Raw genomic sequence first — 15,611 nt, forward strand, 5'->3', positions numbered from 1 at the left:
TATCATTAAGAGTCTCTCCGGTACAAGTCATCCAACACATTTGAAAGGCCGTAAGAAAGATGATTAATTAGGCTGATAACTTTTTGATATTCCATTCTCGTTGGCCCTACAATACCAATGGTTCCAACCGGCTTCCCAGCGAGGGAATACGTGGCAGAGATGATGCTGCAGTGCTCAAACGCTTCATTGGGGTTTTCCTGCCCAATTCTAATCGTCATACCGTTAATGGTTGGTTTTAAGAGCTCGTGAATCAGATGCTCTTCCTCCATTAATTCGAGCAGCGCCCGCACACGGTCTACGTCTTTGAATTCCGGCTGGTTGAGCAGGTTGGTTTTGCCTCCGTAAAAGATCTTTTCATGCCTCGATTTCCGGAGAGCCTCTTCCGTAAACGAAAGAGCTGCTTCGTAGTTGAGCACGTACCTCTTTAAAACGTCTCTCACTTCAGAAAACAGCGCCCGCTGCAGCTGATAAAGCGGAATTCCCCGCAGCCGCTCGTTTAAAATGTTCGTAATTTGTTCGAGCTCCCCTGCTTCAAGCGTTGGGGGAAGAGCTACCGTATGGTTTTCCACATATCCTGTATCTGTCACGATGACAGCAACAGCTGCTTCTTTTCCAATAGGAACAATCTGAATCTGCCTGAGTCTCGATTCAAACATTTCCGGGCCAAGCACAATAGAGGCATAGCTCGTCAATTCAGACAAAATGCCGGCTGTTTCCTTTACTGCTTCTTCAGCTTCGAGTATTTTACCGGCAAAAAGCGATTGAATGTTGTTCATCTCAGGTTCACTGAAACGGTACGGCAGCAGCAGGCGGTCCACATACAGCCGGTAAGCTTTTTGGGAAGGAATGCGTCCGGACGAGCTGTGGGTTTTTTCCAAAAAACCGAGCTCTTCCAAATCCGCCATATCGTTACGGATGGTGGCCGGACTGAACGTAATGCTGTTTTTTTTGGAGATGCTTCTTGAACCTACAGGTTCGGCCGATTGAATATAATCTTCAATGATCGATTGCAAAATGAGTAATTGTCGATCGGTAAGCATTACACATTCTCCTCTGTTAGCACTCGTTTTATCCGAGTGCTAAATCTATTTTATAAGCTATCAAAGGATTTTTGCTTTGTCAATTATTTTCAGGCTCATCGTCCAATAAAAATAAAGCAAACACTTCATTACCGAGCAGCTTTCCTTCTTCTGTTAAAAACAAACGGCCGTCTGCTTCTGTGAGCCACTCCTTCCGCTTCGCTTCTTGAATGCTTTCCGGATATATGTCTTCCACGGCACAGCCGTATTTCTGATAAAAACGCTCCGTAGATACACCTTCATATAACCGAAGCCCGAGAAACATTTCCTCTTCGATCTGTTCTTTTCTCGTTACCGGATGCGTCGTTTGTACTGGGCTGCCTTTTTCCTGAACTGCCTGAATATAATGGTTCAACGGTTTAATGTTGGCGTACCGCACGCCGTCGGTGTAGCCGTGAGCGCCCGCACCGGCACCAATATATTCTTCATTCTGCCAGTATATCCGGTTGTGACGGCTGCTGTACCCGGCACGTGCAAAGTTGCTGATCTCATAAGCATCAAGCCCGTGGCTTTCGAGACGATCCACAAGCAGCTCATACATATCCGCCTCCTCTTCCTCCGGCAGCGGAGCTATTTTTCCTTCACGCCACCAATTATAAAACCGGGTCTGCTTTTCGATCTTCAATGAATAAGCCGACACGTGCGGAGGAGCAAGCGCCATTGCTTCATCAAGCGTTTCTTCCCAGTCCTTCATCGTCTGGCCCGGCAGCCCAAACATTAAATCAATTGAAATGTTATCAAAGCCGGCCTGTCTGGCTGCCTGGACTGTTTCTTTCGCTTCGTCTGCAGAATGTCCCCGGCCGATACTGCTTAACTGGGAATCGTGAAACGTCTGAACACCAATACTCAGCCGGTCCACTCCGCCTGCCTTCAGCAGCGACAGCTTCTGCTCACCTACATCTCCCGGATTCACCTCTACCGTATATTCCTTGAGCTGAGTCACCGGAACGTGCCGGTTCATGATCTGCATCAGCTTCTCCACCTGTACAGCCGAAAGAGCTGTCGGCGTCCCCCCTCCGATATAAACCGTCTGCAGCTGGTCCATCGTGTAGGAGGCGAGTTCCTGGTCCAGTGCTTCTAAATACTCATCGACCGGCTGGTTGTTAATGAGAAATTTATTAAAATCGCAGTAATAACAAATGTATTCGCAAAAAGGGATGTGGACGTACAATCCTTTTGCCACGCTTTTCTCTCCTTCTTTATGGAAAAAGCAAAGGCCGCCCGGAAGGCAGCCCGCTTTGCTTAGTCTTTATCCATCTTTAATACAGACATAAATGCTTCCTGCGGAACATCTACTTTGCCAACGCTTTTCATGCGTTTTTTACCTTCCTTCTGCTTTTCAAGCAGCTTACGCTTCCGCGTAATGTCGCCGCCGTAGCATTTGGACAAAACGTTTTTCCTCATGGCTTTGATGGTCGAACGGGCGATAACGCTTTTCCCAATTGTCGCCTGAACCGGCACTTCAAACTGTTGGCGCGGAATTAAATCTTTTAATTTTTCAACGATAGCTTTCCCGCGTTCATAGGCCACGTCCCGGTGGACAATAACGGACAGCGCATCCACGCTTTCCCCGTTTAACAAAATATCCATCTTCACGAGATTGCTTTCTTTAAAGCCGATAAACTCATAATCAAATGAAGCATATCCTTTTGTCTGGGACTTCAGCTGGTCGAAAAAGTCATAGACAATTTCGGTTAACGGAAGGTCGTAGACGATATTCACACGCGTATCATCCATATACTTCATGTCTTTAAATTCGCCGCGTTTAGCCTGGCACAGCTCCATAACGGCGCCTACGTAATCATTTGGCACCATGACGGTCGCTTTTACGAACGGCTCCTCCACCCATTCCACCTGCTGGGCATCCGGCATGTTGGAAGGGTTATCGATCTCCTTCATTTCCCCGTCCACCATCTGCACGTGATAAATAACGCTCGGTGCAGTGGTGATCAGCTCGATATTATACTCGCGCTCAATGCGCTCCTGTATAATTTCCATATGCAGCAGGCCGAGGAACCCGCAGCGGAAACCGAAGCCGAGTGCCTGGGAGGTTTCTGCTTCAAACTGCAGTGAGCTGTCGTTAAGCTCCAGCCGTTCAAGTGCGTCCCGGAGCGCGTTATACTTGCTTGCATCTGTCGGGAACAGGCCGCAGAAAACCATTGGATTCATGCGTTTGTAACCCGGCAGCGGCTCGGCGGCCGGATTATGGGCGTTTGTAATTGTATCGCCGACTCTTGAATCGCCAACGTTTTTAATACCGGCAATTATAAACCCAACGTCCCCCACTGTCAGTTCATCGCAGGAGACCGGCTTCGGATTAAATACGCCGACGTCCGATACTTCAAATTCTTTTCCAGTCTGCATCATCCGGATTTTCTCCCCCGGCTTGACCGTTCCTTCTTTAATCCGGATATAGGCGATAACTCCGCGATACGTATCATATACAGAGTCGAAAATCATGCCCTGCAGCGGAGCTGAAGGATCACCCTGCGGTGGCGGCACCTTTTCAACAATCTGCCTTAAAATTTCGTCTGTGCCTATTCCGTCCTTCGCGGAGGCAAGTACTGCTTCCGAAGCGTCCAGGCCGATAACATCCTCGACTTCCTGCTTCACCCGTTCAGGCTCTGCGCTTGGCAGATCCACCTTATTAATAATAGGCAGAATTTCCAGATCGTTATCGAGGGCAAGATACACATTGGCGAGCGTCTGGGCTTCAATGCCCTGAGCGGCATCTACAATCAAAAGGGCCCCCTCACAGGCTGCCAGGCTCCGCGACACTTCATAGGAAAAGTCGACGTGCCCCGGAGTGTCAATCAAGTGAAAAATGTACTCCACTCCATCTGTATGTGTATATTTCAGCTGTACAGAATTAAGTTTAATCGTAATACCGCGTTCTCTTTCTAAATCCATCGCATCCAGCATCTGGTCTTTCATTTCACGCTGGGTCAACGCACTGGTCGATTCTAAAATCCGGTCAGCAAGCGTCGATTTCCCGTGATCAATATGGGCGATGATCGAAAAGTTACGAATGCGCTTCTGGCGCTCAATTTTTTCCTGCTCTTTCATTGATTCGATCACTCCTGTTATTACTACTTTGCCGTGCGTTCCGTTCGCAGAGACTAACGTCTATTATAGCAATGCCCCGCTCTTCCTTCAATGTTCGCGTTCGCTTCGCTTTAATTCTGAAAATTTCATCCATTTAACTCTTTCCTGCTGAATCTTGCGCTCAGTCGTGATTTTTGATAGAATCCTTTTGTGCTGATAAAAGAAACGACCGGTAACTAAAGGAGGTGACCACCATGGCAAATATTAAATCCGCAAAAAAGCGCGTGATTATTAACGAAAATCAACGCGTGAAGCAGCAGGCTTTCCGTTCTTCCATGCGTTCGGCTATTAAAGAATTCGACAAAAACATCGATGCAAACAACGTTGATGCTGCGAAGAATTCCTACGCGCTCGCGATGAAGAAAGTAGACAAAGCAGCCAGCAAAAACATGATTCACAAAAACGCGGCCAACCGCGCTAAATCCAGAATGCACAAGCGCCTAAGCGCAGTAGCACAATAAGGATAAAACGACTCGGGCCCGAGTCGTTTTTTATTGTCCAATTTTCTGGCCCGAGACAAGCTTCATAAAACAGAGCTCGAGGGCGAGCTGCTTATCCATTTTCCCGGCTTTCATCTGGTAATCCGTAGTACTAAGCAGCTTCAGAGCGTCCTGTAGGTACGAATGCGAAAATGCCGCCGCCGGCTTTTCAGCAAGCTGTACCGCATACGGATGGACTTTAATCGAACCGGCCATGCGTTTTCGCGAATAGCCCTGCTGCTTCAGGTTTTTTACATGATAAATAATACGGATCTGACGGGCAAGCAGAGCCAGAATCTTGATCGGCTCTTCTCCCTGCTTAAGCAGGTCGTAATATATGCGCAGCATCGTCTTTGCCTGGCCTTTGACTACGGCGTCCACCAGTTCAAACACGTTGTCCTCAAGCGAGCGCGGCACCAGTTTATCCACTGTTTCCATCATCACTTCCCCGCTCCCCGTATAAAGCTGCAGCTTTTTCGCTTCTTCGGCAAGCATCAGAAGGTCTTTCCCGGCAAGAACAATAAAACGGTCCATGACTTCGCGGCTCATTGTAAGCTGGTGGGCCTGATTAAACTGCTGCATCCATTTTTTCATCGTCTCTTCTCCGGCGGCGGCTGCTTCTAGTACCACAGCCTGTTTTTTAATTTCCTTAACTACCTTTTTCCGGGCGTCGAGCTTTTCATAAGGCGCGGACAGTATTAACACAGTAGTAGGATTCGGCTTCCTGGCATATGTTTCAAGCGCTTCGATTTTATGCTCCACCTTCTCTTTCTCTTTTGCCCCCGTTAAAAAGTAGCAGTTTTTAAGCACGATCACCCGCCGCTCTCCGAAAAAAGGGAGAGTTTCCGCCTCCTCTACAGCAATTTCCACCGGTGTCTCACGCATGTCGAACGTAGACAGATTGAATTCTCTCTCCTCTTCCGCCAGTGCTTTTCCAATAATTTTCTGCTGAATATCCTGAATCATATAGCCTTCTTCACCCTGCAAAAGGTAAAACGGCTGTACGTCCTCCTGCTGTATCTGCTTTTCCATCGTTATATAATCCATCTGCTCACACTTTCCGAACGTATTCTCTTTCTATTTTATCTTATTTTCTTTTTTATTCCTACGAGAAACCCTGACTTAATTGCACACCGGAAGCATTTCCTCTCTTGCCGTAAGTATACCGGGCGTCTCCCGGGAAGAAGTGATGAACTGGACAGCTCCCTGAAGATCCGTGCGCCATATATTTACGCCCGCTTTTTCAAGTATTTCGAGAGGTTCCGGATGAGGGTGGCCAAAACGGTTGCAGTAGCCTGCTGATATAACCGCATGCTCCGGCTGAACCGCTGCCACAAAATCTTTGGCCGTGGATGTTCTGCTGCCGTGATGACCCGTTTTTAAAACGTCCACCTGCAGCCCAGGATAAGCCTGCACTATCTGTTTTTCCTGTTCGGTGGAAACGTCCCCGGTCAGCAGCCAGCGCTTTCCGCCAAGCTCAAAATACAACACAACAGAACGATCGTTTTTATCCTCCGATTCACCCCCGGGATGCAGAACATAAAAAGGCGTATTCCCAATATGGTGACTTTCCCCGCCTTCGACGATCCTAATATCTGTATGTTTGTCAAACGCTGCCAAAAGCTCCCGTTCCCCGGGCTCATACTGGGCGCTTCTGCCATACCATAGTTCGTCTGTGGGCACATGCTCCACCACGTATTTCAGGCCGCCCACGTGGTCAGCGTCCCCGTGCGTCGCAACTACCGTGTCCAATTTGCGGATTCCCCGGTATTTTAAATATTCAGCAACGACGGCCTCACCGGGATCAAAGGGAGACTCCTGTTCCTTCCACTCTTCGTCGTTAAAGCTTACCCGTCCGCCCCCATCAACAACCATCACGCCCTGCCTGTAAGGCAGTTCAATGACTGTGCTGTCTCCCTGCCCGACGTCAAGGTAGGTCACTCTTCCCCGACCATCTGTATAAGGAGCCGTCCACTGCCAGACTGCTGCCGCGAGCATGACTGCTGCTGATAGAAACATAGCTGTCTTTCGCATGTTTTTGTTCCACGCTGTAATAAACACCATGCATCCTGCCGCATATACAACGATAAAAACAGGACCCGGCTTTCCGAGAAGTACTGTGGACCACGGCATACCGGCAAGATAGATAAAAAGTTCGTGCATCCAATCAATTGCTGAAAAAACCAAAGAAAAGATTTCGGGAGGAGAAGCAATAAAAAAGGAAAGAAGGTAATTCAAAAACAAAAAGGGGAGAACGAGGAATAGAAGAACCGGGGCGAACAAAAAATTAATCAGTACATTCCATAGAGAAAATTGATAGAAGTTCCATAGTATTACAGGTAGAGAAACAAGCATTGACGAACCGGCAACCCAGACCATATTCATCCATTTCCCGGCGGCTGCCATTCTTTTTCTGCACAGAAGCAGATGGGCGCTTAATAAAAAGGAGAGCTGAAAACCGATGTGAAAAAGATAGCCCGGACTGAGAATGAGCATAACCCCCATCACCATCAAAAGAATAATTACCGGATCCATATGCCGCCCGCGGGGCCCCCATTTCTGCCAGCCGATAAAAAATCCTGCAGCAAGGGCCGCACGAAGCACCGAGGGAGCTCCACCGGTCAGTACAGCATATACGGGCAAAAGGCAGAGAATCACTGTATAGGAGCGTTCCTTCGTCACCCCGATTCGCTTCAGCAGAAAAAATACAGCCCCACTAATAATGGCAACATGCATGCCGGAAACGACGAGCACGTGCACGAGACCAAGCGAGCGGTATGCTTCCTCCACCTCGCCGGCCATTGACGCACGGTCCCCAAACAGCAGAGAGCCCGCCAGACCAGCGGCCTGTTGAGGAAAGAACCTTTCAATACGCTGCATCTGCTGGGCCCGGATCCGCTGGAGGGTGTCAACGGCTCCCGTTGAGCGTGCAAAGCATTCAACGTTCTGACTATTATCCACCGTAAACAGCCAATGTATTTTTTCCCAGTACAGATAAGTCTCGTAGCTGAATCCGCCGGGATTACCAGCGGTCGACGGTGCCTTCATTTCCCCGTTCCACCGGCACTGTTCTCCCGGAAGAAGACTTTTGCTTTGCTGTATTTCTTCTTCAGTGTCAAACCACCATGTAACCGGTATGAACTCCCCCGTATCCGTACGAAGTTCAAAACGGGCCCTTCCGCCGTCATACGTTAGAGGCGAGGCTACGGTACCAGTAATTTCTGATTCGGTGCCGTTAAAAAATGAATCGTTGTGTTCCACCCAGTACCAGGAGCTTCCGGCAAAGATCAGTGTTAATACTGCACCGGCAGCAAATACCCGAAAGCGCCGCAATATGATAAAACCGGCGCCGAAGCAAAGCCAAATAATCCCCCACATCCAGAAATCTCCACGGAGCAGCATTCCGACTGGGGCTGTCATAGATATAAGTATCCATAGGACGGGGATCGTGTTCACCCCCAAATGTTAAATATTAAGATAGGAAAAAGAAAAAGAAAGGGCCTGCCCAGCGAGGCAGGCTTTGTCGTTCGTGGTTTATTTCTGGCTTTCCTGGAGGGCTTCTTCTAAATCGCGAAGAATGTCGTCTATATGTTCGATGCCAACGGAAACCCGGATAAGGTCTGCCGATACCCCTGCCGCACGCTGATCTTCCTCAGAGAGCTGCTGATGCGTGGTGCTTGCCGGATGAATAACTAACGACTTTGCGTCTCCAACATTCGCTACGTGCGAATGCAGATTGCAGGCTTCGATAAATTTTTTCCCTTCGGCGAGACCACCTTTGATGCCAAAGGTCAGAATGGCCCCTTTTCCTTTCGGCAGATACTTTTCCGCTGTAGCATGCGTCTCATGTGAAGAAAGTCCGGGGTAGTTCACCCAGTCCACGAGCTCATGCTGCTCTAGAAATGACGCTGTCTTTTCGGCGTTTTCACAGTGGCGCTCCATTCGCAGATGAAGCGTTTCAAGCCCCTGGAGAAGCAAAAATGAGTTCATTGGAGAAATAGCTGGTCCTAAATCACGCAGCAGCTGCACACGTGCCTTTAAAATATAGGCCATTTCTCCAACCGCTTCGGTAAATACGAGACCGTGATAACTTGGGTCCGGCTCTGTAAGCCCTGGGAATTTGCCATTATCCCAGTTGAATTTTCCGCTGTCCACAATCACGCCGCCAATCGTCGTGCCATGTCCGCCGATAAATTTTGTTGCCGAATGTACGACGATATCCGCGCCGTGGTCAATGGGCCGGCACAGAATAGGCGTAACCGTCGTAGCGTCCACTATTAAAGGCAGCCCGTTATCGTGAGCCACCCCGGCAATTTTTTCGATATCAAGTACATTGCCATTGGGATTTCCAATAATTTCGCTGAATATTAATTTTGTATTTTCATTTATCTTTTCCTCGTACGCCCGCGGGTCCGTACCATCCACCAGATGAACCTGGATACCCATTTTCGGAAGCGTATGCATAAACATGTTGTACGTGCCGCCGTACAAGCCGCTCGAAGCGACAATTTCATCTCCGGCGCTGCAAATATTCAATACGGCAATATGAATAGCGGAGCTGCCGCTTGCAGTAGCAAGCGCACCGATACCTCCATCCAACGCAGCCATTCGCTTTTCAAAAACATCGGAGGTCGGGTTCATGATTCGGGTGTAAATGTTCCCAAATTCCTGAAGGCCAAATAAATCAGCGGCATGGTCGGTATCATTAAACTCATAGGATGTTGTCTGGTAAATAGGCACCGCTCTTGCGTTAGTGGCCGGATCGGGGGTTTGGCCCGCATGCACAGAAAGTGTTTCAAGTTTCCAGTCTTTATGTTCTTCCACAGGAAAGCTCCTTTCTCTCAAAGCAATAGTTTTTCTTCCTTAACTTTATCAGACTATTTCGAAAAGTAAATATTAGAGAGAAATGTAATCCCGGAGCTGCTCCACCGTCTTTTCACCTATTCCGCTCACATTGGATAAGTCTTCTATCGTTTCAAAGGAACCGTTCTCTTCCCGGTAGCTTAAAATAGCTGCGGCTTTTGCCGGGCCAATTCCAGGTATAGTTTCTAAATCCACCTGCTCCGCCTCATTCACATTAACCACAGACCCTTCCTCACTGCTTTCTTCGAGCGGGCCAGTAACTGTTTCCTCCCCTTCCCCAGGTATATGAATAACCATCTCATCCTCTACTCTTTCTGCAAGATTCACCTGAAGCATATCCGCTTTGTCCGTAATTCCGCCCGCCTTCTGGATCGCTTCTTCGACTCTCTCATCTGACTGAAGTTTATAAACACCCGGGGCATGCACTTCCCCTTTCACATCGACCTGGACCACTCCACCGGGCTCTTCAGCTTCCTGCTCAGAACCACTTCCAGAGGCCTCTTCCTGCACTGTTTCGTCCGATTGATTTTCCCATGGAACAGATTCCTGCTTTTCCGCCTGTTTCCCGGGTAGTCCGCTCCAAAATAATAGAAACATAATTCCAAGGCACACGGCTCCGCCGGCGCTGACTGCAATTAATTTCCAACGGCTCGTCAAAGAAAGCATCAACTCCAGATTCTTTTTATTTGTTTAATTAGTAAAGGGAAAATTTAGGAGGGGAAGGGAGCAGGGCCCCCATATTAACGAGGAGAATGTTCACTTCTATATATTACAATATTTTACACTATTTGTCTGTTTTTTTCGCTAAAAAGAATATACGCTCGCTTTCTTCATCCGGAAAATTCGCTGTGAAGTCAGCTGTGATACGGACAGTCGAAAAACCCGCTTCCTCGAGCCACTCTTTGTATTCATTAACGGCAAACGTACGCTGTACATGATCTTCATCAAACCGGCTGTAGGTGCCGTCAGCATTTTTCGAAAAAATAGTCAGCTCATGCTCAACCTCCCAGATTTGTTCTGAAGGATACACATCCCATATAAAAGAAATCTCTTCATCATTGTCTGCAAAGGAAACCTCAGACAAAATATCCTCTATGTAGTGAATGGAATGAACGTCGAACATAAAGGTACCACCAGCTTCAAGATGATTATACACACCGGCAAAGGTAGCTTTAACATCCTCCGGCTTTGTTAAATAGTTCAGGGAATCACAAAAACAAAAAATGAGCTGGTACGTATCCGGCGCGTCCAAAAACCTCATATCCTGATGGAACAATACAGGTCTTTCCCGTGAAGCACTCCATTTCTGCGCTGCTACTGCAAGCATGTCTGCTGAAAGATCCATGCCGTCAGCATGAAATCCTTCGTTATAGAGACGTTTCATGATCTCTCCGGTTCCGCATCCAAGTTCAAGCATTTTGGGATTATTGGCCGGGACTTCTTTTATGACGGTTTCTTTCCAGGCGTCATACGGAGCTTCAGCCATCAGCCGGTCATACACTTCGGCAAAGCCGTTATACATTGAGTGGGCCATGCTGCACTTCCCTTCATTTTAAATTAGAAAAAGGCCTGATTTTTCAGGCCTTTCTGGCTTACATTATTACTGGGAAAGCACCGTTTCGAGTTCCACGTATGCGGCATCTCCCCATAATTTTTCAAGGTTGTAATAATTTCTTTCGTCTTCATGAAAAATGTGTACAACGACATCCCCGAGATCGATCAGCACCCATTTGGCTTCGTTATAGCCTTCAAGCCTCTGTACGTCGAGACCCTGCTTGTGCGCAGCCTTTTTCAATTCTGTGGCAATCGCCTGCACCTGCTTTTCAGAAGTGCCGTGCCCGATAACAAAATAATCTGCAATCGGTGAAACCCCTCTCATATCAAGTGCTACGATATCGTGTGCATTTTTGCTGTCAGCAGTTTGTACCGCTAATTCAAGCAGTTCCTTTTCGTTCATCTACAGGCCTCCATTATTTGTGCTCCATCACCAGATCGTTGTAAGCGGCAAGCGTATCTGGAAATACAGGAACATTTTTTGAAATTAAAAATTGAATCGTGTTTCCAAGAGCCATGATGATGGCAGCGTCTATATCTGCTTCTGCCGCCTCCCGGACTTTTTCCACTCCAGGAAATGTGCGGTTTGGCTCTATATAATCCGCTAAAAACAGCACCTTTTCATAAGCTGTCATATTGGGCTTTCCGGTCGTATGCCAGTAAATAGAAGAAACAATATCCGCGTCTGCAATCCCGGCTTCTGTCTGAATGAAATAAGCACCGGCCGGGGCATGAAGCAATTCGTCCCCGTAGGCGATAAACCTGCCGGCTTCTTCTTTTCCACGGAGCAGTTCACGCATTTCTTCGACAGGACGGTATTTAGCATAGTCATGCAAAATAGCTGCTATCTCTACTTTATTATAATCGATATCAAACCGTTCTGCCAAATATAAAGCGGTCTCCCGGACACCGAGTGTGTGCTTGTATCTGTTTTCCGTCAACTGTTTTTTAACGATTTGAAGAGCTTCATTTTTGTCCATACAGTTTTTTCCTCTCAATCTCTTTTAATACATTACCCGGCACAATATAGCGGACGGTTTCGCCGTCCCTGAGCCGGCGGCGTATCATCGAAGAAGAAACGTGCATCACAGGAGCTTCCACCTGGGTCAGCCACGAAGGCTTGCGGCCGTTGTAGCCGGGCCGGTTTACAAATACAAATTCAACCAGCCTACGAAGCTTTTCAATATCCTTCCATTTATCCATCTGGTCTGCCATATCCCCGCCGATCAAAAAGAAGAACTCCGTTTCGGGCGCCTGCTGCTTAAAATAGCGTACTGTATCAATTGTATACGAAGGTCCGCCACGTTCGATCTCCACGGAGGACGTTCGAAATCCGGGATTATCCTCAATCGCTGCTTCTACAAGCCTCAGACGTTCTTCCCCGGAAATCATTTTCTCCCTTTGCTTATGTGGCGGTGTGTGCACTGGGATAAACCAGACTTCATCCAGATTTAATGCATTTTTTGCCTCTTCCGCCATAATCAGATGAGCTAAATGCGGCGGATCAAATGTGCCTCCGAACAGGCCGATACGTTCATTCATAATAGCTTCTCCTTGTTTACTTTGGAAGTTCAATCCCAGGATTGTCTTTCGATCTCCGGTACAATACGATCGTATTTCCGATTACCTGTACAACTTCAGAGCCGGTACCTTCAGCAAGCTCAGACGCCACTTCATGCTTGTCTTCCATGCAGTTCTGCAGAAGGTTCACCTTCAGAATTTCCCTCTTTTCAATCGCTTCATCTACGTGTGTAATAATTTGTTCATTCATACCTTCTTTTCCAATTTGGAAAAGTGGCTTTAACGAATGTGCTTCTCTTCGCAAAGTACGCTTTTGTTTATTATTAAGCATTGTTTTCTCCTTTTAGATGGTCTTCGACAAGTGCCTGCATTGCTTTACGGTCCGGTTCCGCCCCCGTCCAGTACTTGAACGCAAGCGCTCCCTGATTAACAAACATTCCACTTCCATTCAATGTGTCGATCCCTGCCTGCCGGGCATCCTTTAACCACCTGGTTTCCCAAGGGTTATAGATAAGGTCACTGCATAATGCAGAGGCTTTTACATTTTTGAGGCTCCAGGGGGAATTGTTTATCTCAGGGCTCATCCCAATCGAAGTAGTGTTAATTAGTATGTCGTACTCATGGTTCCTGCTTTCTGCTTCCTCTTTAGCCGCTACTTTGATAGCTGCTATATCTTCCAGATGTTTTTTCAGCTGTTCTGCTTTTTCCTGCGTGCGGTTCACAATAGTAATGCTCTCAGGGCCCCGCAGGCTTAACGCGTAGCATACGGCCCGAGCTGCCCCGCCCGCTCCAATCACAAGAATGTTTGCATTTTTGATTTGATCCAATGAACGTACAGCCAGTAAAGATTCCAGATAGCCTTCCCCGTCCGTATTATATCCGACAAGCGCATCATTTTCTCTTACGACCGTATTCACCGCGCCGATTCTTTCGGCTGAGGGGTCAAGCTTATCGATATAGTCCATCACCCGTACTTTGTGGGGAATGGTAATGTTGAAGCCGGCAGCCCCTAGCTGCCGAAGCGCCTGTACACCCTTTTGCAGCTCTTCTTCCGGCATATCGAACAAATGGTAGTACCCGTCTATGCTTAGTTTTCCGAACTGCTCATTATGCATTTGCGGCGACAGCGAATGACCGAGCGGATGGCCGATTAAGCCAAGCAGCGTTTTTGGCAATTAAATCACCGCCTCCCGTTTTGATACTCCTGTACCAACCGGCACATAAATATCCACGGACGCACGGGCGTTTGTTACCGTAATCCATCCGAGGCCCTGCACAACAATATCTGTTTTTTCCTCTTTAATTTCAATTCGGTGCTTCGTTAATTCCGGCGCATCTTCCACACTGTACGGAGGCTTTAATACGTCTCCGACCCTGTCCGGGTGGAGGCGGTCAGCGTTATCCTGCTTGGTGCGGTGCACCGGAAGCCGATTAGACATAAACACAACAAATGAATTAGGGTCGCCTTCAACAAAATCCATGCGCACATAACCGCCGATAAATATCGTCTGTCCGCTTTCAAGCTGGTACACTTTCGGCTTTAATTCCTTTTCAGGAATAAACTCTTTCCGCTCCTTAAGACTCCGTTTGCGCCCGAACTGCTTATCGTTGATAAGTCCGGGAGTATCGTACAGACTCGCCTGTTCATCTAAAGGGACTTCAATCATGTCAAGTGTCGTTCCCGGAAAATGAGAAGTAGTAATGTCCTGTTCTTCATTTTCGCCGAATTCAGCAATCAGTGCATTAATAAATGTAGATTTACCAACGTTAGTGCACCCGGTGACGTACACGTCTCTGCCATTTCTTAGCTCTTCAATGCTTGAAGCAGCTTTTTTAATCCCGTGTTTATTTTTGGCACTCAGCAAAACAACATCTTTTGGCTTTAATCCCTGCTGCTTTGCCTGACGGCGAATCCAGTGGAGAAGCTTATTTTCATTTAAAGAGTGCGGGAGCAGATCTGTTTTGTTCACCATCAAAAGCACCGGGTTATCACCGACATATCTTTGAAATCCCGGAATCCAGCTGCCTTCAAAATCAAACACATCAACAATTTTTACAATAAGTGCTTTTTTTCTGCCGAGCTCATGCAGTTTATCACGGAAATCCTGATCTTCCATGTCCACGTCCTGAACTTCATTATAATGCTTCAAACGAAAACAACGCTGGCAGATCACTGTCGCTCTGTCTACTAGCGCTGATGTCGGGACGTACCCGGCTTTATTTTTATCCTCATTTTGAATAGGCGCCCCACATCCGGCGCAGTACAGCTCTTCGGTCATTGTGTATCCTCCCATTGAATTAGTCCTCTGTCTTTTAACCGCTTCATCACCCGGCGTTCTATCTTCCGGTTAATTTTTGTCAGAAAGCCATCGCTTTGGGCCACAGGCACAACTAACACCGTGTAAAATCCGGCCCGGTTTCCTCCGAATACATCCGTCAGAACCTGGTCACCGACTACAACCACTTCACGCTTTTTAAGTCCCATCCGTCTGGTCGCTTTTCGAAACGCCCGGCCCATCGGTTTTTTAGCCGAATGAATGAAATGGATACCGTTTGGCTCTGAAAACGAGCGCACACGGTGCTCCGAGTTGTTGGAAACAATAGTTACCTGAAACCCCTGCTCCTGTAAAAAGAAAAACCAATCATCAAGCTCGTTTGTTATATCCGGCCGGTCCCATTCTACCAGAGTATTATCCAAATCAGTGATAATACCTTTAATATTGTTTTCACGCAGGTGTTCTAAATCGAGATCTAAAACACTCGGCAAGTATTCATTCGGCATAAATCGCTTAATCAAAATCCCGTCCCCCTTCAAGCAGGCCCGCTTTAACTTCCGGCCTGCAGTTCACTGTAATATAAAACGCACTTATTTCTTCTATTTTAACAAACCCTTATTCAAATATCGCAATAACCTGGCGTTGTTTTCCGTCATAAGCCGTACAAACAGCAAGTATAACCGTCAGAAGCTTTTTTTTCAATTTTCTTTAGAGACGTCATGCAATATTGAAAA

The 15,611-nt window shown here is 47.4% G+C and carries 16 protein-coding genes; 1 reads left to right on the plus strand and 15 read right to left on the minus strand.

The window, feature by feature from the left end:
- Positions 1-5: 5 nt before the first annotated feature.
- From hrcA to lepA, 3 genes are all read right to left on the minus strand, one after another.
- A complete protein-coding gene (gene hrcA / locus ACTRXH_RS09570) occupies positions 6-1,040 on the minus strand; it encodes a heat-inducible transcriptional repressor HrcA (protein ID WP_474261768.1) in 1,035 nt (344 codons plus the stop codon).
- A 79-nt stretch (positions 1,041-1,119) separates the two neighbouring features.
- On the minus strand, positions 1,120-2,262 hold the full coding sequence (gene hemW / locus ACTRXH_RS09575) for a radical SAM family heme chaperone HemW (protein ID WP_474261767.1): 1,143 nt from the start codon (positions 2,260-2,262) through the stop codon (positions 1,120-1,122).
- 59 nt (positions 2,263-2,321) lie between these two features.
- Entirely contained in the window at positions 2,322-4,145 is a 1,824-nt protein-coding gene (gene lepA, locus ACTRXH_RS09580) for a translation elongation factor 4 (RefSeq protein WP_474261766.1), read from the minus strand.
- 233 nt (positions 4,146-4,378) lie between these two features.
- Here lepA and rpsT point away from each other — a divergent pair, with 233 nt between their 5' ends.
- Positions 4,379-4,645: a 30S ribosomal protein S20 gene (rpsT, locus tag ACTRXH_RS09585; protein ID WP_091611924.1), complete on the plus strand. Its 267-nt coding sequence runs from the start codon at positions 4,379-4,381 to the stop codon at positions 4,643-4,645.
- A 30-nt stretch (positions 4,646-4,675) separates the two neighbouring features.
- Here rpsT and holA read toward each other — a convergent pair whose 3' ends face one another.
- The 12 genes from holA to ACTRXH_RS09645 form a co-directional block, all read right to left on the minus strand.
- The gene (gene holA, locus ACTRXH_RS09590; protein WP_474261765.1) at positions 4,676-5,695 is read right to left on the minus strand and encodes a DNA polymerase III subunit delta; all 1,020 of its coding nucleotides are present in this window, start codon (positions 5,693-5,695) and stop codon (positions 4,676-4,678) included.
- Positions 5,696-5,785: 90 nt separating this feature from the next.
- On the minus strand, positions 5,786-8,083 hold the full coding sequence (locus ACTRXH_RS09595) for a DNA internalization-related competence protein ComEC/Rec2 (protein WP_474281907.1): 2,298 nt from the start codon (positions 8,081-8,083) through the stop codon (positions 5,786-5,788).
- Positions 8,084-8,197: 114 nt separating this feature from the next.
- Complete coding sequence (locus ACTRXH_RS09600; RefSeq protein WP_474281909.1) at positions 8,198-9,487, minus strand: homocysteine synthase; 1,290 nt, start codon at positions 9,485-9,487, stop codon at positions 8,198-8,200.
- Positions 9,488-9,559: 72 nt separating this feature from the next.
- Entirely contained in the window at positions 9,560-10,183 is a 624-nt protein-coding gene (locus tag ACTRXH_RS09605) for a helix-hairpin-helix domain-containing protein (protein ID WP_474261762.1), read from the minus strand.
- A 127-nt stretch (positions 10,184-10,310) separates the two neighbouring features.
- Entirely contained in the window at positions 10,311-11,060 is a 750-nt protein-coding gene (locus ACTRXH_RS09610) for a class I SAM-dependent DNA methyltransferase (protein WP_474281911.1), read from the minus strand.
- A gap of 66 nt (positions 11,061-11,126) precedes the next feature.
- Entirely contained in the window at positions 11,127-11,483 is a 357-nt protein-coding gene (rsfS, locus tag ACTRXH_RS09615; RefSeq protein WP_474261760.1) for a ribosome silencing factor, read from the minus strand.
- 13 nt (positions 11,484-11,496) lie between these two features.
- Positions 11,497-12,060 (minus strand): bis(5'-nucleosyl)-tetraphosphatase (symmetrical) YqeK, encoded by a 564-nt coding sequence (gene yqeK, locus ACTRXH_RS09620; protein WP_474281913.1) that lies wholly within the window; start codon positions 12,058-12,060, stop codon positions 11,497-11,499.
- Positions 12,047-12,622, minus strand: coding sequence for a nicotinate-nucleotide adenylyltransferase (locus ACTRXH_RS09625; RefSeq protein ID WP_474261758.1), 576 nt, complete (start codon positions 12,620-12,622; stop codon positions 12,047-12,049). Before ACTRXH_RS09625 ends, yqeK begins: the two co-directional genes overlap by 14 nt.
- Before the next feature lie 16 nt (positions 12,623-12,638).
- Positions 12,639-12,932, minus strand: a complete 294-nt coding sequence (yhbY, locus tag ACTRXH_RS09630) for a ribosome assembly RNA-binding protein YhbY (RefSeq protein WP_322525738.1) — start codon at positions 12,930-12,932, stop codon at positions 12,639-12,641.
- Positions 12,925-13,776 (minus strand): shikimate dehydrogenase, encoded by an 852-nt coding sequence (gene aroE / locus ACTRXH_RS09635; protein WP_474281915.1) that lies wholly within the window; start codon positions 13,774-13,776, stop codon positions 12,925-12,927. Before aroE ends, yhbY begins: the two co-directional genes overlap by 8 nt.
- Entirely contained in the window at positions 13,777-14,880 is a 1,104-nt protein-coding gene (gene yqeH / locus ACTRXH_RS09640) for a ribosome biogenesis GTPase YqeH (protein ID WP_474281917.1), read from the minus strand.
- Positions 14,877-15,395 carry a YqeG family HAD IIIA-type phosphatase gene (locus ACTRXH_RS09645; RefSeq protein ID WP_474281967.1) on the minus strand — a complete coding sequence of 173 codons (519 nt, stop codon included), beginning with the start codon at positions 15,393-15,395 and terminating at the stop codon, positions 14,877-14,879. Before ACTRXH_RS09645 ends, yqeH begins: the two co-directional genes overlap by 4 nt.
- Between the last annotated feature and the right edge of the window lie 216 nt (positions 15,396-15,611).

This window comes from Marinococcus sp. LNHM5E3-2.1 (assembly GCF_056034365.1).